Annotated in this window: 19 protein-coding genes, 1 tRNA gene and 1 pseudogene; 11 read left to right on the top strand and 10 right to left on the bottom strand. The window is 59.9% G+C overall.

Going from position 1 to position 19930, the window contains the following annotated elements; genetic code table 11:
* The first annotated feature begins 374 nt into the window (after positions 1 to 374).
* Entirely contained in the window at positions 375 to 2177 is a 1803-nt protein-coding gene (lepA, locus tag IIY41_RS10395; protein ID WP_154521802.1) for a translation elongation factor 4, read from the top strand.
* A gap of 59 nt (positions 2178 to 2236) precedes the next feature.
* A complete protein-coding gene (locus IIY41_RS10390) occupies positions 2237 to 2593 on the top strand; it encodes a VOC family protein (RefSeq protein WP_117461079.1) in 357 nt (118 codons plus the stop codon).
* Positions 2594 to 2669: 76 nt separating this feature from the next.
* Here the strand turns inward: IIY41_RS10390 and IIY41_RS10385 are convergent, their stop codons facing one another.
* From IIY41_RS10385 to IIY41_RS10375, 3 genes are all read right to left on the bottom strand, one after another.
* On the bottom strand, positions 2670 to 3830 hold the full coding sequence (locus IIY41_RS10385; RefSeq protein ID WP_242853511.1) for a DUF3048 domain-containing protein: 1161 nt from the start codon (positions 3828 to 3830) through the stop codon (positions 2670 to 2672).
* 97 nt (positions 3831 to 3927) lie between these two features.
* Positions 3928 to 5130, bottom strand: a complete 1203-nt coding sequence (locus IIY41_RS10380) for a DUF3048 domain-containing protein (RefSeq protein ID WP_009321962.1) — start codon at positions 5128 to 5130, stop codon at positions 3928 to 3930.
* Positions 5131 to 5279: 149 nt separating this feature from the next.
* Entirely contained in the window at positions 5280 to 6449 is a 1170-nt protein-coding gene (locus tag IIY41_RS10375) for a DUF3048 domain-containing protein (RefSeq protein ID WP_009321961.1), read from the bottom strand.
* 387 nt (positions 6450 to 6836) lie between these two features.
* Between IIY41_RS10375 and IIY41_RS10370 the strand changes: the two genes are divergently transcribed.
* Both IIY41_RS10370 and IIY41_RS10365 read left to right on the top strand, forming a co-directional pair.
* A tRNA-Lys gene (locus IIY41_RS10370) sits at positions 6837 to 6912 on the top strand.
* A gap of 322 nt (positions 6913 to 7234) precedes the next feature.
* Complete coding sequence (locus IIY41_RS10365; RefSeq protein WP_009321938.1) at positions 7235 to 7510, top strand: zinc-ribbon domain containing protein; 276 nt, start codon at positions 7235 to 7237, stop codon at positions 7508 to 7510.
* 115 nt (positions 7511 to 7625) lie between these two features.
* Here the strand turns inward: IIY41_RS10365 and IIY41_RS10360 are convergent, their stop codons facing one another.
* A complete protein-coding gene (locus tag IIY41_RS10360) occupies positions 7626 to 8615 on the bottom strand; it encodes a FliH/SctL family protein (protein ID WP_287400631.1) in 990 nt (329 codons plus the stop codon).
* Between the two features lie 160 nt (positions 8616 to 8775).
* On the opposite strand from IIY41_RS10360, the gene IIY41_RS10355 reads away from it, so the two are divergent.
* A complete protein-coding gene (locus IIY41_RS10355) occupies positions 8776 to 9099 on the top strand; it encodes a hypothetical protein (RefSeq protein WP_133303690.1) in 324 nt (107 codons plus the stop codon).
* On the opposite strand, the gene hisH is transcribed toward IIY41_RS10355, so the two are convergent.
* Genes hisH through IIY41_RS10340 form a run of 3 tightly spaced genes read right to left on the bottom strand, consistent with a single transcriptional unit; the run spans position 9096 to position 11888 of the window.
* Positions 9096 to 9752 (bottom strand): imidazole glycerol phosphate synthase subunit HisH, encoded by a 657-nt coding sequence (hisH, locus tag IIY41_RS10350; protein ID WP_050006064.1) that lies wholly within the window; start codon positions 9750 to 9752, stop codon positions 9096 to 9098. The genes IIY41_RS10355 and hisH overlap by 4 nt on opposite strands.
* A 2-nt stretch (positions 9753 to 9754) precedes the next feature.
* Positions 9755 to 10513: an imidazole glycerol phosphate synthase subunit HisF gene (hisF, locus tag IIY41_RS10345; RefSeq protein ID WP_009321935.1), complete on the bottom strand. Its 759-nt coding sequence runs from the start codon at positions 10511 to 10513 to the stop codon at positions 9755 to 9757.
* 13 nt (positions 10514 to 10526) lie between these two features.
* The gene (locus IIY41_RS10340; protein ID WP_009321934.1) at positions 10527 to 11888 is read right to left on the bottom strand and encodes an N-acetyl sugar amidotransferase; all 1362 of its coding nucleotides are present in this window, start codon (positions 11886 to 11888) and stop codon (positions 10527 to 10529) included.
* A 252-nt stretch (positions 11889 to 12140) separates the two neighbouring features.
* Between IIY41_RS10340 and IIY41_RS10335 the strand changes: the two genes are divergently transcribed.
* From IIY41_RS10335 to IIY41_RS10320, 4 genes are all read left to right on the top strand, one after another.
* Entirely contained in the window at positions 12141 to 13034 is an 894-nt protein-coding gene (locus tag IIY41_RS10335; RefSeq protein ID WP_009321933.1) for an NYN domain-containing protein, read from the top strand.
* Between the two features lie 5 nt (positions 13035 to 13039).
* Positions 13040 to 13609 carry an NUDIX hydrolase gene (locus IIY41_RS10330; protein WP_050006065.1) on the top strand — a complete coding sequence of 190 codons (570 nt, stop codon included), beginning with the start codon at positions 13040 to 13042 and terminating at the stop codon, positions 13607 to 13609.
* 99 nt (positions 13610 to 13708) lie between these two features.
* On the top strand, positions 13709 to 14608 hold the full coding sequence (locus tag IIY41_RS10325) for a helix-turn-helix transcriptional regulator (protein WP_009321931.1): 900 nt from the start codon (positions 13709 to 13711) through the stop codon (positions 14606 to 14608).
* A gap of 70 nt (positions 14609 to 14678) precedes the next feature.
* On the top strand, positions 14679 to 15332 hold the full coding sequence (locus IIY41_RS10320) for a flavin reductase family protein (protein WP_050006066.1): 654 nt from the start codon (positions 14679 to 14681) through the stop codon (positions 15330 to 15332).
* Positions 15333 to 15391: 59 nt separating this feature from the next.
* Here the strand turns inward: IIY41_RS10320 and IIY41_RS10315 are convergent, their stop codons facing one another.
* Complete coding sequence (locus IIY41_RS10315; RefSeq protein WP_009321929.1) at positions 15392 to 16228, bottom strand: hypothetical protein; 837 nt, start codon at positions 16226 to 16228, stop codon at positions 15392 to 15394.
* Positions 16225 to 17589, bottom strand: coding sequence for a citrate synthase (locus IIY41_RS10310; protein WP_009321928.1), 1365 nt, complete (start codon positions 17587 to 17589; stop codon positions 16225 to 16227). The genes IIY41_RS10315 and IIY41_RS10310 overlap by 4 nt, the downstream gene beginning before the upstream one ends.
* A 252-nt stretch (positions 17590 to 17841) precedes the next feature.
* On the opposite strand from IIY41_RS10310, the gene spoIID reads away from it, so the two are divergent.
* Entirely contained in the window at positions 17842 to 18903 is a 1062-nt protein-coding gene (spoIID, locus tag IIY41_RS10305; RefSeq protein WP_009321927.1) for a stage II sporulation protein D, read from the top strand.
* 304 nt (positions 18904 to 19207) lie between these two features.
* Positions 19208 to 19573, top strand: a complete 366-nt coding sequence (locus tag IIY41_RS10300; RefSeq protein WP_055080034.1) for a hypothetical protein — start codon at positions 19208 to 19210, stop codon at positions 19571 to 19573.
* 129 nt (positions 19574 to 19702) lie between these two features.
* On the opposite strand, the pseudogene IIY41_RS10295 reads toward IIY41_RS10300, so the two are convergent.
* A pseudogene (locus IIY41_RS10295) lies at positions 19703 to 19923 on the bottom strand (transposase); the annotation flags it as partial.
* Positions 19924 to 19930: the final 7 nt, after the last annotated feature.

Here is a 19930-nt window from a genome sequence, read left to right as displayed (position 1 = left end):
GTGCTGATGCACAGGGCTTTGGGAACATTGAACCACGCAAAACCGCAGCAGGTGCGGTTTTGTTGGGGCCGCTTTGCGGCGTCATGGTATAATAACCCCCAAAGCTGCCGTTTACACGGCTGCGCGTGTGCAAGGCACACGCCCCTGTGCTGATGCACAGGGCTTTGGGAACATTGAACCACGCAAAACCGCAGCAGGTGCGGTTTTGTTGGGGCCGCTTTGCGGCGTCATGGTATAATATGCCCGCTTAGCGAATGCGAGCCGCAGGCGAAGCAAAAGCAGGGCGGCATAGAAACATGGTATACGAAGCATTTAGAGACCCGGCGGCAGCACCGCCCGGCGCCTATCATTCTGATTCGACGGAGGAACGCCCCTTGGCACAGAAAAACATCCGCAATTTCTGCATCATCGCCCATATCGACCACGGCAAGTCCACCCTGGCCGACCGCATCCTGGAATGTACCCAGGCCGTGGACGAGCGCCAGATGGAGGCCCAGCTTCTGGATAACATGGAGCTGGAGCGCGAGCGCGGCATCACCATCAAGGCGCGCGCCGTTACCCTGCACTATACGGCAAAGGACGGGCAGGATTACGAGTTCAACCTCATCGACACGCCGGGCCATGTGGACTTCAACTACGAGGTGAGCCGAAGTCTGGCCGCCTGCGAGGGCGCTGTGCTGGTGGTGGACGCCAGCCAGGGCGTGGAAGCGCAGACGCTGGCCAACACCTACCTTGCGCTGGAGCACGATCTGGAGCTGGTGCCCATCCTGAACAAGATCGACCTGCCCAGCGCCGAGCCGGACCGTGTGGCCCACGAGGTGGAGGACGTGATCGGTCTGCCGTGCATGGACGCACCCCGCGTCTCCGCCAAAATGGGCGTGGGCATCCAGGATGTTCTGGAGCGTGTCATCACCGATATCCCCGCGCCGAAAGGCGATGCAGATGCGCCGCTGAAAGCGCTGATCTTCGACGCGGTGTACGACCCCTACAAGGGCGTCATCGTCTATCTGCGCGTGTTCGACGGCCGCCTTTCCGTGGGCGAGCCCGTGAAGCTGATGCAGACGGGCGCTCAATTCACGCCCGTGGAGGTCGGCCATATGGGCGCTACGGCGCTGGCTCCCTGCGGCACGCTGGAGGCGGGTGAGGTAGGTTATTTCACCGCGTCCATCAAAACGCTGGAGGACACCCGCGTAGGCGACACCATCACGGGTGTGTCCGCTCCCACGGCTGAGGCGCTGCCCGGCTACCGCAAGGTGACGCCGATGGTGTTCTGCGGCATTTATCCCGCCGACGGCGCGGATTATCCCGACCTGAAGGACGCGCTGGAAAAGCTTCGCCTGAACGATGCGTCCCTGAGCTTTGACGCAGAGACCAGCGTGGCGCTGGGCTTTGGCTTCCGGTGCGGCTTTCTTGGCCTTCTGCATCTGGAGATCATCATCGAGCGCCTGGAGCGCGAGTTCGACCTGGACCTTATCACCACCGCCCCCAGCGTGGAATACCGCATCACGCTGACAGACGGTGCCGTAAAACTCATCGACAACCCCACCAATTACCCCGATCCGGCGCAAATCGCCAAGGCCGAGGAGCCGTTCGTGGATGCGCATATCTATACCCCTACCGATTATGTGGGCAGCCTGATGGAGCTGTGCCAGAACCGCCGCGGCATCATGCGGGACATGAAGTACATGGACGCCACCCGTGTAGATCTGCATTATGAGCTTCCGCTGGGCGAGATCGTATACGACTTCTTCGACGCTATCAAAAGCCGCAGCCGCGGCTACGCCAGCTATGACTATGAGATGAAGGCCTTTGTGGAATCCAAGCTGGTGAAGCTGGACATCCTGCTCAACGGCGACATGGTGGACGCGCTTTCGATGATCGTCCACGCGGATACCGCTTATGCCAAGGGTCGCCGTCTGGCGGAAAAGCTGAAGGAAAACATTCCCCGCCAGATGTTCGAGATCCCCATCCAGGCGGCCATCGGAGGCAAGATCATTGCCCGCGAAACCGTGAAGGCCATGCGCAAGGACGTTCTGGCCAAGTGCTACGGCGGCGACATCACCCGTAAGAAAAAACTTCTGGAAAAGCAGAAGGAAGGCAAAAAGAAGATGCGCCAGCTGGGTACGGTGCAGGTGCCCAGCGAGGCGTTCACCGCCGTGCTCAAGCTGGACGAATGAGCGCGGCGCCCGGCCGCCGAAGCTTTCTGCCTTTGGTTTGAAGGTCTGGAGAAAATATTATGAAGCTGAAATGTGTGAATATTGCGACGCCAAACCCCTCCGCAATGAGCCGATTTTACTCGCTGGTACTGGGCCAGCCCTGCCGGCGGCGCGCTCCAAACCGCTTCGAAATTCCCACCGGCGGCGCTTTTGTCGTTATCACGCACTCCGACACAAAAACACCTGTCAACCCCGATTGCTGCGGACTGGAGTTTGCGGTCGACGACGTAGACGCGGAATACGAACGTCTGCTTTCTGCGGGTGTTTCTGTGGAACGCCCTCCCGTCACTTACCCGTGGGGGTACCGCGCCATCGGATTTCGCGATCCGGACGGCAATAACATCGATTTTACGGCGTATGTTGGTAAACCGGAATAAGGAACACGACGGCAGCATGCAAAAGCGGACGGCTGATAAAACAGCCGTCCGCTTTTATTCTTGTCGCCCGTACACCTTACAGCTCCGGTTCGGCCGAAGCCGCCGCGCCGCTCTGCGCGTCCGAAGACGCGCCCTCGCCGCCGATGACGCCCGTGGGGCTGACGCCGCCGAACAGCAGCGTGCCTTCCCTGTCCTTACCCACGATAGCCACGTAACTCTTGCCCACATTGACCTGCAGCGCAGCGCCGTTCTCGTCCTTCAGGCGCAGCGGGTCCTCCGGGTTGCCTTTTTCCCATGTCACCGCGCGGAACTTGCCGCCGTAGCAGTAATAGCCCGTACCGCTGCTCATAGCGAAGTCCGTCACAAGATTGTTGGGGTCGTCGGGATTTTTCAGTTTTATATCCGTAAAAAGCACCAGTACGTTGTCAAATGCAAGCTGTGCGCCCGTGGATTCATCCACCTGCGGCGCGCCGTAAGCTGTTTTCAGATACTTGGCCGCAGCGGCGTCATAGGTGAGGGTCACCGCGCCGGAATCCGAAAAGCTGAACGCCACGTCTGCGGCGTCACCTTGGGCAGGCACCACCGGTTGAGCATCGTGAGCCACAAAATCGAACAATGCCTGGCTGGCGCCCGTTCCCGAAAGCCCCAGCTTTTCCATCCCCGCTGCAATCAACGCCGCGTCTGTGTACCAGCAGTGCTCATTGGCGTAACCGGCCGCACTGCGCGCTTCATCAAACACAAAGGACGTGGACCCCAAATACATGCCGTTGATGGTGGAATACTGATATTGGTTGAGCAGATTTTCAGCATAAATGCTGGTGCCGATGTGCACGATAACCGAGTTCAGCGGCATCGCGCACTGAAGATGCTGGTCCCGCGCGGAACGCACCGGCCCCACCTGGGGCACCGTGTCCTTATCTGCGTACAGCGCAAGCAGGCGGGTGATGCCGCCCTCCGTCACCATTTCAAAAACCGCGTCGGCGCTGCCGATGCCCCGCTGGGGCAGTGCGGCCTGCGCATTGTTCACCATGACGGCCACGGGCCTGTCACCCGCCGCCAGCCCTTCGGCCAGCGCTTCGCCTGTGATGAGGTTGATCTCCGGCGCAGGGCCGTCCGGAATCAGCGGGCTGGCTCCCGGAGCAGAGGCGGAGGACGCGCTCTGCGTCCCCGACGAGGTGTTGTCGCCGCACGCCGTCATGCCAAACGCCAGCATAACGGCCAGCGCAAAAGCGATCATGCGTTTCACGGGCTTCAACTCCTTTCCGTTGTTGATACATAAAACCGGGTCCGCCCCGCGCGCGTTTGCGGGCGGGGCGACGCGGGACGGCCGCGGATCAGCCGTCCGTTTCTTCAAAGTTTTCCAGCGTGCTGTTGTCGCCGGTGGGCACCTCGGCCGTATCCGTGGCTGCCGCGCCCGCGTCATAGCTGAACTTTCCTGCTTCTTCCAGGTCCACCACTGCAAGGTACGTCTTGCCGGGGTTCACCTTTACGCTGGTCTCGTTGCCCTCAGTATCAACCAGATACAGCGCCTCAAGGGGAGAGCCCTTTTTCCAGCGGATCGGTTCCGCCTTTCCGCCGTTGAAGTAGTAGCCCACGCCGCCGAAGGTGTAATCCACTTTCTGAAGGTCGTAGCCGGATCCGCCCGGATCAGGATACACGTCAAAATCCGTGAACAGCACGATGACGTTGTCGAACGAAAGCTGCGTGCCGTTGTTCGCGTCGGTGCTGGGCAGGATATCGCGGGCCGCATAGCTGTACTGGCTCATCAGATACTTACCGGCGGCGGCGTCCCAGTCGAAATAGGTGCGGTAGCTTTGAGAGTGCTCGATGGTGATGCCCAGCGCGTTATCGCCTGTCAGCACACGGGCGGGCTCATTGTAATTGACGAAGTCGAAGATCGGGCTGGTGTAGTCGCGGCGGGTATCACTGCCCAGCTTGTCGATGGCCTTCTGAATCGCTTCTCCGTCCACATACGCTTTATGCTCAGACGCTACATTGCCCTTACTCTCGTCGCGGCTGAAGCCTACCTTATCGAGATTCACATCCATATCCTGATAAGAGTAATCCTTAACATACTGCGTCTGCACCACGCTCTCGCCGATATGCACATAAAGCGGCTGCAGCGGCAGGATAAGCTGGAAGAACTGGTCACGCGCGCTGCGCACGGGGCAGATCTCGGGCAGGTCCCGGTAATCGGTAAACAGGGCGCAAAAGCGGGTGATGCCGCCCTCCACCTTGATCTCGATGAGCACGTCGGCTTCGGACAGGCCGTTCTGCGGACGCGCCTGCTGGTAAGAGGTATTGGAGATATTGTTCACCATGACAGCCGTGACGCGCTGGCCCTCGGGATAATCGTCACTCTTGGGCAGGCCGGTGAGGACGGCCGGGTCATACGGCGGCTCCTGCGGCTCAGGCTCCGAGGAGGAAGCGGCTGGAGCGTCCGTCGTGCTGCCGGACGAAGCGGGCTTGTCGCCGCACGCCGTGAACACGGACGCCGCCAGAGCCAGGATCAAAAGCATGGAAAGAAATTTTTTCATCTGATGGTCTCCTGTTGTTGTAGTGATCTATTTTCAATATCGGGCACTACTGCGTCATTCCGAGTACCGGGCCGCTCAAGACAATTGTCCGGGCAAAACGCTAGCCGGGAATCGTGCGGTGCTGCCAAAAATATTGAAGCAAAAATGTTTTATTCCGCCGCCTGCCAAACAGGCGCCGTATCGTTGATGCGGAAATAGGAATACATGTCCAGCCCCACCACCGCAATATAGGTGCGGCCTGGGTTGACTTCCACAGGCGTTTCGGCGCCGTCGGCGGACACGATGCGCAGCGGCTGTTCCGGCGCGCCTTTCAGCCATCGTACCGGCTCGCATCGTCCGCCGTTGAAATACCAGCCCACGCCGCCCCACGCAAAATTCACTTTCGTGAGAATGCCGCCGGGATATTTTTCGGTGTCCGTGAACAGCACCAGCAGGTTATCGAACGTGACGGCCTCACCGGTGTTCTCATCCAAATGCGGCGCGCCGAACTGTGATTTTACATATTGCGCTTTCTCTGCATCGTAGCGGAACGCGCTGTTGGCATAGCTGGAAAAACGGATATAGAGCTGGGACGCTTCCCCACCCGCCAGCACGCGGGGCTCCTGAACGTAGGGGACGAACTGGAACACGGCCTGCTGTGGGCCGTCCATCTCGGTGTCCAGCCTGTATTGGGCGGCCGCCTGAGAAAACAACTCCCCGCTGGTGAACCAGCAATGCTCAATGGCCGCCGTCAGGTTGCGCTGTGCATCCAACTCCAGCGCGCCAGCCTGAAAATAACCATCCAAAGATTTGGCCTCATAATGGTATTGGCTGAGAAGCGCCTTCGCATACGTGGAGCCGCCCACGTGCAGATACATCGCTCCCAAGGGGAACATAAGCTGCACATGCTGGTCCCGAGCGGAGCGCACCGGCCCCACCTCGGGCATGGAAGTATAATCGGAATATACGGCCATCAGACGGGTGATGCCGCCCTCGGTCACCATTTCATATACAAGATCCGCACTCTGCAGGCCACGCTGGGGCAGCGCCGCCTGAACGTTGTCGAGCATCACGGCCAGAGGCCGCATGCCCTCAGGCCAATCATCCGCTTTAGCAAGCCCTGTGAGGGGGTTCGCCGACGGGTCTGTCACGATAGCGGGCGTTTCCGGCTCGGGCTGCGGCTCCTGCGCAGACTGGGACACCGAGGAAGGCGCCGGCGCGCTGGAACTCCCGGAAGGCGGCGCGCCTGAGGCCGAGACCTGCCCGCCCGCAGTGCAGGCGCAAAGGCACATCACAGCCGTACTCAGCGCCAACAGGGCGCTGCACAAACGTTTCGTCATGCCTGTCAACCTCGCGATCGGCAAAACGAGACGGAAAGAAGCAAATAAGAAGAAAAGGCGGCATCTGTATAGACGAAGCAGCCTTATCTTTTGTTTCGTTCCCTATCCCGTTTTCACCATAGCGTTTCAGCGTAACTATCCTTATACAATATACACAAAACCGAAGCTTTTGTAAATAGGAAGGCAAACATTTCACACAAGAGCGGCGCCTTCAAGGAGGCAGGAAAGCCCCGGGAGCCGCGCTTTCCCGCGCACCGTCGGTGCGCGCACGGCGGCTGCCGGCGGGACAATTTTCCGGCGGGGTATTGACAGAATACCACCTGGCTGATATAATAGTCAAGCGTCATTGGAGAATACAGTATTTCCGTCTTTTCTCTTTTTCTTTATGAGCCATTAGCTCAGTCGGCAGAGCATCTGCCTTTTAAGCAGGGTGTCCGGGGTTCGAATCCCCGATGGCTCACCACTTCGGAATGGACTGCGCGCCATTCAAAAAGCCCCGCTTCGGCGGGGCTTTTCTCATGCTTCCGCCTCCTTTCCCCATCCGCCCACAAAATTTTGCGGCGCAAGCTTTCGCGGAGTTCAATGGCACCTGTGTTTCAGCGTCTGCATGGTATCTTTTTTCATCTGAAATGAACTGCGCGCCCGTTGGGAGCCCGGCTTTATGACGGGCCTTTTTATTTTCTCCCGCCGTCTCTAACTTTTTTAAAGTTTTGATTGACATTCCCTCTTTTATAGCGTATACTTAACTAATCGCCGAAGTGCGAACTAAATTAAAGAGGTACCACATGTTCCAAGACAAAACGATCGTCTGCAAAGATTGCGGACAGGAATTCACCTTCACCGCCAACGAGCAGGAGTTTTTTGCTGAAAAGGGCTTCACCAATGAGCCGCAGCGCTGCAAACCCTGCCGCGATGCCCGCAAAGGTGCTTCCAACAACCGCCAGGGCGGCGAGCGCCAGATGTTTGACGCTGTATGCGCTTCCTGCGGCCGTTCCTGCAAAGTTCCGTTCCAGCCCCGTACAGACCGTCCGGTCTACTGCAGCGATTGCTTCCGTAAATAATTCGCAGCCGGCACGCCCTTCGGGGCGTGTTTTTGTTTTCTGCTCCGGCAGGCTTCGTCCGGCAAAAACGGCGTCCCGCCGAAACGCGGGACGCCGTTTTACTTTCTTCGTGTATTCACCAGCACCAATCGCAGGACGTATAGCCTTCGTCCTCGGCTTCCTGCCGCGTCATTTCCTTCGGTTTGATGACCAGCGGGCAGTCCGGTGAGCTGTGGTATCGGGAACCGAGGCGCTTGGACACCCACACACGTGTGTTCTTCTCCGCTTCCACCGCGCTCTGCGCCGCGTCCGACGTACCGGAATCATATCCGGCATCGTATCCCTCGCTGGAGCCGTCCTCATGCCCTGCGGCATAGCCCTCCTCGTAGCCCTCGGTTTTGCCCTTGGCAAAGCCGGCGGTGTAGCCGTCGTCATAGGTTCCTTTTTCAGCGATGGCTGCATCATAGCCTTCCTGATAGGTGCCGCGCTCCGCCATAGCCGCGGCAAAACCCGCGTCATAGGTTCCCTTTTCCGCAATGGCTCCGTTGTAGCCCCAGCGGTAAATGCCCGCCGCCGCAACGATGAGCAGCACGACCCCGAGCGTGAGCCCAAAGGCCAGCACAAAGCGCCGGGTGTTTTTCGTCATCGCAGGCAGCCGGAGCCGCTTCCAGCTTTCCAGCAATTTCCATATAAACTCGCGGCCGCTGCCCCCACCCGGCAACTCTTTGTCTTCCGTCGGCTGCGCCCCGGCCTCCTCCGCAGCTTCCACGGCCGCAGAGATCGCCACCGCCGTTCCGCTGCGTCCATCTGCCACGCCGCTGAAAAAGTCATCCACGTAAGCGCTTTCCATATATTGTTGCGCCGTCATGCCGTAGCAGGATGCGATGCCCTGCACCAGCCGCAGCACGCGGCATTCTTCAGCGGGCACGTCCAACGTCCCACAGTTCTCCCGCCGCTGCGGGCCTGCGGGCATGACCTTCCAGCGCACCTGCTCCAGCCGCTCTTCCAGCTCTGTCATAGCGTCATCGAAAGGGACTCCGCGCTGTTCGGCAAACTGCCGTACCCGTGCAGCATACGCACACGCTGTACCGCAGCGCCCGTCCATCTGGGGATATTGCTCCGCCATCTCTCTGCACCTCATTCCATCTCCGGCCGGCAAAAAAAATGCCGTCCCTTATTCCATGTAAACATATCGCCGTTCCCACGGCAGAAGCCGGTCAACTCTATCAAATTTTCACATCATGTTTCGCATATCATCCGCATTCAGCGGGCGGGCATATTATACCATGACGCCGCAAAGAGGCCTCAACAAAACCGCACCTGCTGCGGTTTTGCATGGTTCAATGTTCTCAAAGCCCTGTGCGCCAGCACAGGAGCGTGTGCGGCGCACACGCGCAGCCGCGCAAGCGGCAGCTTTGGGGGTTATTATACCATATGACGGGTCCGCTGAAAAGCACCAATCTAAGCCAAAAGATTTGTTCCGCCCGGGCCTTTCCTTCTTCCAGGCTCCACCGGTGGCGCTTTTTTCATTTTCCGCTTTATTTCCGAAAAAAACGCCACAGCTTTTCCAAAGAGCTGCGGCGTTTTTCTCCCAATTAAACAAAATTTAATGTGCTGCCTCACATAGGATCAGATAGCGGTGTATGACGGAAAGCCCCAGCTTTCCGCTTTTCTCCGGGTGGAACTGGCAGCCGATGACACTGCCCTTCTGCGCCGCCGCACACAGCCTGCGGCCGCCGTATACCGTGTCTGCCAGGCGGTGCGCGTCATAGGCGGGCTTCGCCTCATAACTGTGAACGAAATACAGCTCCCCGCCTGGAGGAACATCCTCGAACACCGTTCCTCTGAAGCTTCCGCCCCGCTTCTGCGGCGGCAGAACGGGCGCCCATCCCACATGGGGCACGCGCTGCGGCGCGCCGTCCGTGTCCACGCCGGGAATGCGCTCCACTCGCCCGGGGATCAGTCCCAGCCCCCTGTGACGTCCGAACTCATCACTTTCATCGAAGAGCATCTGCATGCCCAGGCAGATGCCCAGAAGCGGCGTGCCTACAGCGCATTTATCGGCGATGGCATCCGCCAGAGAAAGACCGGAGAGGCCCGCCATGCCGTCCTTGAACGCGCCCACGCCGGGAAGCACCAGCGCCTTCGCGGACAGGATGCGGCTGCGGCTGCCGGTAACCTCCACCTCCGCACCGAAATACTCAAAGGCACGCCGCACGCTGAGCAGATTCGAAAGCCCGTAATCGATCACTGTTATCTTCATTTTCAGCGCACCTCTATCCCGTGTTCCCGAATGCCGGCCTTGAGCTGCGGCACTGTTGTTTTCTTGTAATGGAGGATACTGGCTACGGCCACGGCGGACGCGCCCGCCTGTGCCGCGGCTGCGGCGTCCCCCGGGCCGCCGCACCCACCCGAAACGATGACGGGCACGCTGACGGCCGCGCACAATTCACGGATGAGCGGGCAGTCCATGCCCCGTTCAAATCCCTCTTTGTCCACGCTGGTGAGCAGGATCTCGCCCGCGCCCAGCGCCACGCCGCGCCGTGCCCACTCGATGACATCCTTGCCCGAGTGTTCCCGCCCGTTGTCATAATAAGCCTCATAACCCGGGCCGTCCCGGCGTTTTTTCGCCTCGATGCCCAACACCATGCACTGGCTGCCGAACGCCTCGGCCACCTGGGTAATGATGCTCTCGTCCTTGATGGCCGCGGTATTGATGGCCGCCTTGTCCGCCCCCATCTGAAGAATGCTCCGCACATCGTCCACACTGCGCAGGCCGCCGCCTACCGTGATGGGAATGAACACGTCGTCCGTGGTGCGCCGCACGATAGCCGACAGGTTGTTGCGGTTGTACAGACTGGCGACGATGTCCATATACAGCAATTCGTCGACACCCTGCCGGTAATAATCTGCCGCGAAATCATGCGGGTCTCCCAGCTTGCGCAATCCTTCCAGCTGAATCCCCTTTACCAGATGGTCGTTCTTTACGTCCAGACGGGCGATGAGGCGTATTTTTTTCGCCATGCCGCTTCCTCCTTTAACGTTTTTCGGCAGGCACGCCGTAATTGCATTCGGAATCCCCCTCAAAGGGCTTATGGCGTAACTCCCACCGGCCATTCCGGTACATCCAGATGTGCGGTGAACGGAAGCGGTCCGCCAGGTGCATGAAGTATTCTCTGTCCATGGCGGGCTGTTCAAACAGCCTGCTCGCGTGGGGGAAATGCCTTTCATCAAGAGAGAGGTAATCCCATATCTCCTGCTCAAAGCGCGTGGGGAATTCGCCGTCATAGCGCTTGCAAAGCGCCACTCCCTCTTCGCGGGTGATTTCTTCGTTGCGGATCTCCTGGGCGGCGTCATAGCTGGTGCGGCCGATGCCATATTTGATATAGGTGGTGTAATAGAAGAAATCGTCGATCTTATCGTCGATGGAATTGTATTTGGAATAGGTACCCTGCGTGCGCTCCGGGCTGGGTTTAAAGCCGCCGTGCTCCACACTGTAATAATAGGCGCCCTGCGGGTGCCATTTGAGATAATAGCCCAGATAATGTACCTGAATGTGGTTTTTTTCGATGTCCGAGGTATCGCTGGGCAGATAGATGGCAAGGTCCGCCGGGTCCACCTTGAAATCCTCCTCCAGCTGCCGGAGAGACACGCCGCCCAGATAGATATTATCCCGGGAATTCGTGGCAAAGAAATGCTCGTCCCGCAGCGCGGATTCATTGTCCGCAATGGGATTGCCGAACTCGGCTTCATTTTCGCCGTAGAACACCAGTGGGATGCCGAATTTCGCAGCCATTTTCGGAGCAAGCTGTTTCTGGCCCAGAATGAACGCCTGGAACGGATGGAACAGGTTTTCGGTGGCGAGCCGTGTCAACAGGCGGTGCGTCATGCCGTTGGGCGTACACAGGTAATTGTCAAAGCCCGCGTGAATCCATGCCTGAAAGTTCTCCCACCCCCAGGGCGTATAGATATGCGGCGCCCAGGTGACGGTGAGCGGGTGCATGCCGTACTTGTATTTGAGCATATGCGCCGCGTAAAAACTGTCTTTGCCGCCCGAGCCGGGCACAAGGCAGTCGTAGCTTCCGTCTGTTCTGCGGTAACGGTCGCACAGCTCCCGCAGCCGGCGCTCCCGGTCCTCCCAGTCGATCCTGCCCACCTTGTTGCGGCAGGCGTGGCAGGCGTCACACACACCGTCCTCCCCGATGTGCATGCTTTTTTTCACGCTGTTGATGGTATGCTCGAACTCATAGCATGAATTGGGCTTCTGGTTGCTCATCACACATTCCCTGCAGAACTGCACATGGGCAGGCAGACCGTATCGGGCCTCCAGCTCCGCCTCAGGCAGGTCCGGCGCGAATTTTGCATAATCGATGGGAACATAGCGTTTATACGGTTCCATACTTCATTTCCCCTTATCCTCATATTCCTTGCTGTATCCGGCAGCAAAAAAGGCGCCGCCCGCAGGGTATACCATACCCTGCGGGCAGCGCCTTTGCTGTTCACACGCATTATCATACCACAGTGCCCGGCAGCTTTCAAGCCTGCGGCCCATTTTATCCGAATTGTACATTTGCCCGAAAAAAGTATATAATAGGGAATAACAAAACAACGAAGGGCGCCGACGGCCGCGCCCCCCGAAAGGAACGACTATATGGAAAACGACGGAAAGGTCATCGCGCTGCTCATCGACGCGGAGAACGTCTCGCCCAAATACATCAAGACGATCATCGACGAGGTGAGCATGTACGGCACCCCCGCCTACAAGCGCATTTACGGAGATTGGACGGCCCCCGACATGGTGAGCTGGAAAAAAATGCTTCTGGAGCACAACCTGACGCCCATCCAGCAGTTCAGCTACACACAGGGCAAAAACGCGTCGGACTCCGCCATGATCATCGACGCAATGGATATTCTGTACACAAAAAATGTGGACGGGTTCTGCATCGTCAGCTCAGATTCCGACTTCACGCGGCTGGCCGCGCGCCTGCGCGAGAGCCGTATGTTCGTCATTGGCATGGGAGAGAGCAAGACCCCCACGGCGTTCAAATCCGCCTGCGACACCTTCAAATACCTGGACGTGCTGATGGGAATGAAAAAGGAGACGCTGCCCGTGGCTGTGTCTGAAAAGGCTTCCAAGCAGCCGGCCCAGCAGCCGAAAGCCGCGAAGAAGCAGGCCCAGCCCGCTCAGCCAAAAAAAGCCGCAGGCAAAAAGGGTCAGAAGCCGGAGCCGGAAAAGGAACCGGAGCCCGTTCCCGCCGCGCCTGCGGAGCCGCATCACGACGAGGAACTGGCCGCCGCGTTCGTCTCTTTGGACGAGATCGTAGCAAAAATCCGCGAGATCGTAGAGCACGACTCCGACGAGGACGGCTATATGCCGCTTTCCCAGGTGGGCGTGATGCTCTCGCGTATTTACGCGGACTTTGATTCCCGCAACTACGGCTTCTCCAAGCTGCACAAGCTCATCGACTATACCAAAGCGTTCGAGACGAAGTACGAGCAGTTTGAAAACGGCGGAAAGAACCTCGTTATCCGCAACAAGGGGTGAACGGGATGGCGCCGGAGCTGGAGCGGCAGCTTGCCGCATACCATCCCTGCTGCGAGCAGGAAGCCGTGGACCGGGACGTGATGCTGCATTTTCTGCGGGAAAACACGGATGCGTTCACGCGGGAAAACCTTGTGGCGCATTTCACCGCATCGTCGTGGATCGTAAACAGCAGCCGTACCCATGCGCTGATGGCCTGGCACAACCTGTACCGGGCATGGAGCTGGACGGGCGGCCACGCCGACGGCGAAACAGACCTGCTTTCCGTGGCTCTGCGGGAGGCCCGGGAGGAGACGGGCCTCGTTCACGTCGCGCCCGTATTTCCGGAGATCTTCTCACTGGAGACCCTCTGGGTGGAGGGGCACGAAAAGCGCGGCAAATATGTGCCGTGTCATCTGCATCTGAACGTAACCTATCTGCTGGAAGCCGACGCAGGAGACGCGCTGCGGGCAAAGCCCGACGAGAACAGCGGCGTGCGCTGGTTCATGCTGGACGAAGCCGTGGAGGCCTCCACCGAGGAATGGATGCGCGCCCGCGTGTACGAAAAGCTGAACCGCAAGGTGCGCGCGCTGGGCTGACGCCCGCAAGTCTTTGAAAAAGCTGCCGCGTCCGGGGCGGGGCTGGGCGGGGCGGAGGATAGCCCTTCCGCCCGCCGGGCGCTTTTTGAGGAAAGCTCTATGAAGATCGACCGTCTCATCGGCATCGTCACGATCCTGCTGCAAACCGAAAAAAGCACCGTGCCCGCGCTGGCGCAGCGGTTTGAGGTGTCGCGCCGCACCATCGAGCGCGACATCGACGCACTGTGCCGGGCCGGTGTCCCGCTGGTGACGGTGCAGGGCTACGGCGGCGGGGTATTCATTGAACCGCGCTATAAGCTGGACAAGACACTGCTCTCCGGCCCGGAGCTGGCCGCTCTGGTGGCCGGAGCTGCGGGCGTAGGCAGCGTTTCCCCCGCGCCGCTGGCCCGCAGCCTGGCCGAAAAGCTGGGCGGTTCAGGCACGGACGACCTGCTCATCGACCTCTCCTCCCATTACCGGGAGAGCCTGACACCGAAGATAGAGCTGCTTCGCACGGCCATCGCAGAGCATGCCCGTGTGCGCTTCACCTATTACTATGCCAAAGGCGTTGCAGAAAAATGTGCGGAGCCCTACCGCATCGTATTTCAGTGGGGAGACTGGTACATGTTCGGCTGGTGTCCGGACGCGGCAGGCTGGCGCATGTACAAGCTTAACCGCCTGACGCTCCTGTCCGTCACGGCGCAGACGTTTGAACCCCGCGCCATACCGCCCGAAGCGCTGGATTTCAACGCGCGCTTCCACGACGGCACACTGCTGCGCGCCCGCGTCGCGGCCAGCGAATGCTACCGCCTCGTGGAGGAGTACGGCCCGGCCTGCTATACCCGCCAGCCGGACGGAAGCCTGCTGCTGGAGATCGGCTACACCAACGAAGACGTCGCGGCAGCCTGGCTGCTGGGGTTCGGGGCAAAGGCCGAAGTGCTGGAACCGCCCGCGCTGCGGGCGCGCATGGCGTCCGAGGCGCAGGCTCTGTGCGCGGTATATGGCGCGCCAAAAAAATAAAAACACAGGGACACGACACGCAGATGTCGTGTCCCTGTGTTTATAATCAATGCAAAGGAGGCGAACCGCCATGAAAAAAATTGAGACCGGGGCCGCACGGCCCGAAACGTTTCCCGAGCAATGGCCGGGACAATGTGAGGTGTTTTCCCATTTGGAATACGCCTGCGGCATCCCGTCCATCCTGTACGCCGTTACAACGTATAAAGAAAACGGCCTGGGCAATGTATGCTGCGGCGCATGGGCCAGCTTTCCCGGAGACGGCGGCGGCTTTTATGCGCTGGTGCCGCTGCCGGCCAGCACGCACACACTGGCGAATATCCGCCGCACCGGAGAATTCTGCGTCAACTTTCTTCCCGTCCGGCACTTTGACGCGCTGATGCGCACCGTGCGCCAAAACGGCATGGAGGACGATGAGTTTACCGAGGGCGGCTTCACGCCGGAGCCCGCCCGCACTGTGGGTGCTCCGCGCATTGCGGAGAGCTTTCTCACGCTGGAATGCAGAGCAGAACGCATCGAAGCTCTTTCCGATTCGGGACGCATGATGTTGGTGAAAGGGCGGGTACTCAACGCGGTATCCGCGCCGGATCACGCACAGGGCGTGGACAAACGATACGGTCCGGAGGGCTTTGTCCTCAACATCAACGAGCCCCGGAACCTGCTGGCGCATCATTCGGACGCCCCCAGTGCCCTGGCCACACTGCATGTGGAGCGGGAATATCAATAACAGACAAAATCACAAACGCCCGGCGGAACACTCCGCCGGGCGCTTGTGCTGTTATAAAATCATCCCCGCCTGGCAATGTTCCGCGCGCAAGCCGCGCCCAGCAGGCCCGTGCATCCCAGCGTGATGGCCAGCGGAAACGAGACCGGCGTGTCCACGCCGTTCATCCCCTGCCATACGGCCTGGGGCAGTGCAAGGCAGGTGCAGAAGAAGAAAGCCAGCAGCCCGCAGCGGCTGAGTGCCGGCGCCGTGCCGACGCCGCCGGGCAGATACAGCGCCCGCAGCAGCGCCGTCACAAACAGAAGCGCCGCCAGCGCGGAAAAAATCTCCACCGCCGGCAGGATGCGGTACAGGCTGGCGGGCTGCTCCACAAAACGCACCACTGTGTGCAGGTAAAACGCGGCGCTTCCGGCCACGCCCAGATACAGCATCCAGCCGCCCCGTTTTTCCCGGGCGCGGTTTTCAAAAAACACCAGAAGGCACCACACGCCGAACACGACGAACAGCGCCGCGCGCGTCACATCCGCCAGCTGCCCCAGCAGGATGCGCTCCGCCGTCTGGTGGCGGCCCGCCTGCTCCGGCGTGCCGAACAGCACGTTCAGCACCGTCAAAAAGCCGTACAGCTCGCTGCAGAAGGCCAGCGGCACAAACACAAAATTCACGCCGCTCATCCACACGCCCGCACCCGGCCGCAGCCCGCAGGGCTGCTTGCGCGGCACATACAGCCCGGCCAGCCACGCCAGAATGACAACAGGCGCCATCAGCCAGTACCGGGTCCAGACGCTGCCGGAAAGCAGAAAGCCCGTGGCGGTATCCGTATTCAAAAACAGGTCTGCCGCGCGCGCGGCCCCCAGCAGCAGGCTCACGGCCAGCGTGCCGGTGCAAAACGCTTTTTTCATCCACGTTCCTCTAACGGTATATATTCCTGCTCATGCCCCAGATATTTGTAAGCCGGGCGCATGATGCGGTTTGCAAACACGACCTCCTCCACGCGGTGCGCGCACCAACCGGGAATGCGGCTGATGGCAAACAGCGGCGTGAACAGATCCTCGCTGATGCCCAGCATCCGGTAGATCAGGCCGGAAAACAGGTCCACATTGGCGCACACGTCCTTTGTGCCCTTTACCTCGCGCACCGCGTCCGGCCCAAGGCGCTCCACGGCGCACAGCACGCGGAACTCATCCTCAAAGCCCTTTTCAACAGCCAGATGCTCCGCGTTGCGGCGCAGGATCACGGCGCGGGGGTCGCTTTTGGTATACACGGCATGGCCCATGCCATAGATAAGGCCGCTGCCGTCGCCCGCCTCTTTGCGCAGGATCCTGCGCAGAAACGCGGCGATCTCGGCGTCGTCCGAATGGTCCTTCACGCCTTCCATGATATAGCCCAGCATCTCCATGACCTTGTGGTTGGCGCCGCCATGCTTGGGACCCTTCAGGCTGCCGATGGCCGCCGAGATGGCCGAATAGGTATCCGTACCGGAACTGGACAGCACACGGCAGGCAAAGGTCGAGTTGTTGCCGCCGCCGTGGTCTGCATGCAGCACAAGGCAAAGATCCAGCAGCTTTGCTTCTTCCTTGGTGAACTTCTGGTCCGCCCGGTATGTGGAGAGGATATGCTCCGCCGTGCTCTGTCCCGGCTGAGGCAGGTGCAGGTACATGCTCTGGCGGTCGTACACACGCCGTTTGATCTGGTACGCGTTCACCATGATGGTGGGCAGGCTGGCGATGAGCGCGATGCTCTGCGAAAGGATATTCGTCAGCGACTGCTCTTCCGGGTTGTCGTCATAGGAATACAGCGCCAGAACGCTGCGCGCCATCTTGTTCATGATATTCGGCGAAGGCGCCTTCATGATCATGTCCTCGGCAAAGTCCTTGGGCAGCTCGCGGTGAGCCTCCAGCACCTGCTTGAACGAAGCCAGCTGGTGCGGCGTGGGCAAGCTGCCGAACAGAAGCAGCCAGATGACCTCCTCGAATACGAAGCGGTCCTCCGCGTATGCCGCACGGACGATCTGTTCCACATCAATGCCCCGGTAGATGAGCCTGCCGTCCGTTGGCACGCGTTTGCCGTCCACAAGGTCGTAGCCAACGACGTCGCAGACGTTTGTCAGCCCCGCCAGAACGCCGGTGCCATCCGGGTTCCGCAGGCCTCGCTTGACCCCCAGCCGTTCGCTGGCTTCCGGGTCGATGAAGTTATTTTTGAGATACTCGTCGCATAGATATGCGATAGAGCCTGTCTTCTCAAATTCCTGATTGACAGACATGCCTTTACGCCCCTTTCCCTATTCCTGCATTTCTGCACCCCTCTTCGGCTTTCCAAAAGCCAGATGCATACAGTTTATTATACATTCCGCCGGTGCAAAAAACAAGGCGCAGCCGGCCCGTCCTCAACAAAGCGTCTGCAAACGCTGTTGCGGCGGCCACTGCGGGAAAGCGGCGCCCCGCCCCGTGCGCGTTCCGGGCGGACAACCCCCGCGGAAAAGAACGCACAAAAGTAAAAAACGGAGGGATCGTTGATGAAAAAGGTATTGCCGCTTGTGCTCCTGTTCGCCGTGCTCATTTATATTCTGCCGCTGGCCGCGCTGTTTTTTCCATCCGGGAAAAACGAAGAAAGCGGCTCCGGTACAGCTCCCGCACCGTCCGCCTCCGCGCCGCCGGTCACGGACGGTACGCAAGCGCCATCCGCGCCGCAGCCCGGCACCAGCGCCGCAGACGACGCGGAGCCTCCCCTGCTCATTCTGGACGAAAACACCGGAGAGGTGGCGGAGGTATCCGTGCGGGACTTTGTGCGCGGCGCAGTGGCGGCCGAAATGCCCATGACCTATCCGGACGAAGCCCTGCGCGCACAGGCCGTGGCCGCGCACAGCTACGCACTGGCCGTCAAGGCCCAGGCCGACCCGGACAACGAGGCGTTGAAAGGCGCGTATTTCAGCGCCAACCCCACCCAGCGGCTGGGCTACATCACCGACACCGTAATGCGCGCCATGTGGGGCGAGGACTACGAGGCCAACCGCACCCGGCTGTACACCGTGGTGGATTCCGTGCTGGACGAGATCCTGCTGTATGACGGCCAGCCCGCCATGGCCTGCTACCATGCGATATCCGGCGGAAAAACGGAAGCCGCTGAGGCCGTGTGGGGTGCGGCGGTGCCGTATCTGGTTTCTGTGGATTCTCCCCTGGACCTTACCAGCCCCGATTATGAGCAGACCATCACCGTGACCAAACAGGAGGTGGCGGAGGATATCGCCGCGGCGTTCCCGGATATCGTGCTGGAGGGCGACGCAGCGGGATGGTTCGGCACGCCTCAGCTTACGGCCGCGGGCTATGTGGACAGCATCACCATCGGCGGCGTGCCCTGCAAGGGTACGGCTGTGCGTGCGGCGCTGCGGCTGCGCAGCGCGTCCTTCACCATAACCTGGACGGAGAAGCATCTGTTTGAGATCACCACTCGCGGCTACGGCCACGGCGTGGGCCTGAGCCAGTACGGCGCAAACGCGCTTGCATTGACGGGCAAGAGCTATCAGGAGATCCTGTCCCTGTACTACCCCGGCACCACGCTGGGCCCCGCGCCCCGGTGACGCCGAGTACGGGCTGGCACGCGGGCGTGTGATATGGTATAATATGTCCGGTTGGTGAATGCGAGCCGCAGGCGAAGCATGAGCCTGGCGGCATAGATACCATGTTTCTTAGTGAACGCGAGCAGTGCGCGAAGTGTGAGCTTAGAAATATGGTATAATAACCTCAAACCCGCCGCTTGCGCGGCCGCGCGTGTGCAAGGCACACGCCCCTGTGCTGGCGCACAGGGCTTTGAGAACATTGAACCATGCAAAACCGCAGCACGTGCGGTTTTGTTGGGGCTGCTTCGCAGCACGGAGGGACAGTATGGATGAATTCACCGTTACAACACCCGGCCTTGTGTATTTAAAGGCCAACAAAAGCTTTTCCGGCGGACACGGAGGCATGTGGTACCGGCTGAAATATACGGACGGCACGCTTTCCGCCTGTGTGTGGCCGTTTCCCTGGTGCTTTGAAAAAACCGATGACACGCAAAAGGCCTTTGCCGAATTCCCCTTCGATGCGGACGGGCTTGCCCGGGCCGAGGCCTGGGTGGCCGCACAGTACGAGGCCGATGTGCCCCGCTGGAGCGCATGCCCCGCAATGCCTCCGCCCACACCGGAAGAAACCGCCGCGGCGGATACGGAAGCTGCCCCTGTTCCGGGCGCGGAGGACGCGCCGTTCGATTTGTAGCGTTACCCTGTCGGATACAATAAATATCCCCCGGCAAAGCCGGGGGTTTTTCATATGCGGGCATAGCCCTAGAATACTAGCACGCGCGTCACGTCGCGCAAGTACGGTCTGCCAGCCGCGAAAGTCCCGTTATTTGCCGCCCGTAAACGGGCACTTTAGAAGTTTGGCATGGTCAGCTGCTCTCCTGCTTTGTCCTGCTCGTACTGACATTGGATGTACTCCTGTATCTTCTTTGCATTTTTCCCTGCCGTGTCCACATAGTACCCACGGCACCAGAATTCCCGGTTCCGGTATTTCTATTTTTGCTCCGGGAACTTCTCGTACAGCATCAGGCTGCTTTTTCCTTTCACCTACCCC

The sequence above is a fragment of the Ruthenibacterium sp. genome (assembly GCF_017421385.1).
Taxonomy (GTDB): Bacteria; Bacillota; Clostridia; order Oscillospirales; family Ruminococcaceae; genus Ruthenibacterium; species Ruthenibacterium lactatiformans.
This window is presented reverse-complemented; position numbering and strand designations above follow the sequence as displayed.

Coding starts and splice junctions, on each gene's coding strand:
- IIY41_RS10340 (WP_009321934.1), bottom strand. CDS start 11,888: ATGGAACCGTATAAACGCTATGTTCCCATCGATTATGCAAAATTCGCG.
- IIY41_RS10355 (WP_133303690.1), top strand. CDS start 8,776: ATGACGCCGCAAAGAGGCCTCAACAAAACCGCACCTGCTGCGGTTTTG.
- IIY41_RS10385 (WP_242853511.1), bottom strand. CDS start 3,830: ATGATCGCTTTTGCGCTGGCCGTTATGCTGGCGTTTGGCATGACGGCG.
- IIY41_RS10380 (WP_009321962.1), bottom strand. CDS start 5,130: ATGAAAAAATTTCTTTCCATGCTTTTGATCCTGGCTCTGGCGGCGTCC.
- IIY41_RS10315 (WP_009321929.1), bottom strand. CDS start 16,228: ATGAAAAAAGCGTTTTGCACCGGCACGCTGGCCGTGAGCCTGCTGCTG.
- IIY41_RS10360 (WP_287400631.1), bottom strand. CDS start 8,615: ATGGCGGAGCAATATCCCCAGATGGACGGGCGCTGCGGTACAGCGTGT.
- spoIID (WP_009321927.1), top strand. CDS start 17,842: ATGAAAAAGGTATTGCCGCTTGTGCTCCTGTTCGCCGTGCTCATTTAT.
- IIY41_RS10375 (WP_009321961.1), bottom strand. CDS start 6,449: ATGACGAAACGTTTGTGCAGCGCCCTGTTGGCGCTGAGTACGGCTGTG.
- hisF (WP_009321935.1), bottom strand. CDS start 10,513: ATGGCGAAAAAAATACGCCTCATCGCCCGTCTGGACGTAAAGAACGAC.
- IIY41_RS10335 (WP_009321933.1), top strand. CDS start 12,141: ATGGAAAACGACGGAAAGGTCATCGCGCTGCTCATCGACGCGGAGAAC.
- IIY41_RS10330 (WP_050006065.1), top strand. CDS start 13,040: ATGGCGCCGGAGCTGGAGCGGCAGCTTGCCGCATACCATCCCTGCTGC.
- IIY41_RS10310 (WP_009321928.1), bottom strand. CDS start 17,589: ATGTCTGTCAATCAGGAATTTGAGAAGACAGGCTCTATCGCATATCTA.
- IIY41_RS10325 (WP_009321931.1), top strand. CDS start 13,709: ATGAAGATCGACCGTCTCATCGGCATCGTCACGATCCTGCTGCAAACC.
- hisH (WP_050006064.1), bottom strand. CDS start 9,752: ATGAAGATAACAGTGATCGATTACGGGCTTTCGAATCTGCTCAGCGTG.
- IIY41_RS10365 (WP_009321938.1), top strand. CDS start 7,235: ATGTTCCAAGACAAAACGATCGTCTGCAAAGATTGCGGACAGGAATTC.
- IIY41_RS10390 (WP_117461079.1), top strand. CDS start 2,237: ATGAAGCTGAAATGTGTGAATATTGCGACGCCAAACCCCTCCGCAATG.
- IIY41_RS10320 (WP_050006066.1), top strand. CDS start 14,679: ATGAAAAAAATTGAGACCGGGGCCGCACGGCCCGAAACGTTTCCCGAG.
- IIY41_RS10300 (WP_055080034.1), top strand. CDS start 19,208: ATGGATGAATTCACCGTTACAACACCCGGCCTTGTGTATTTAAAGGCC.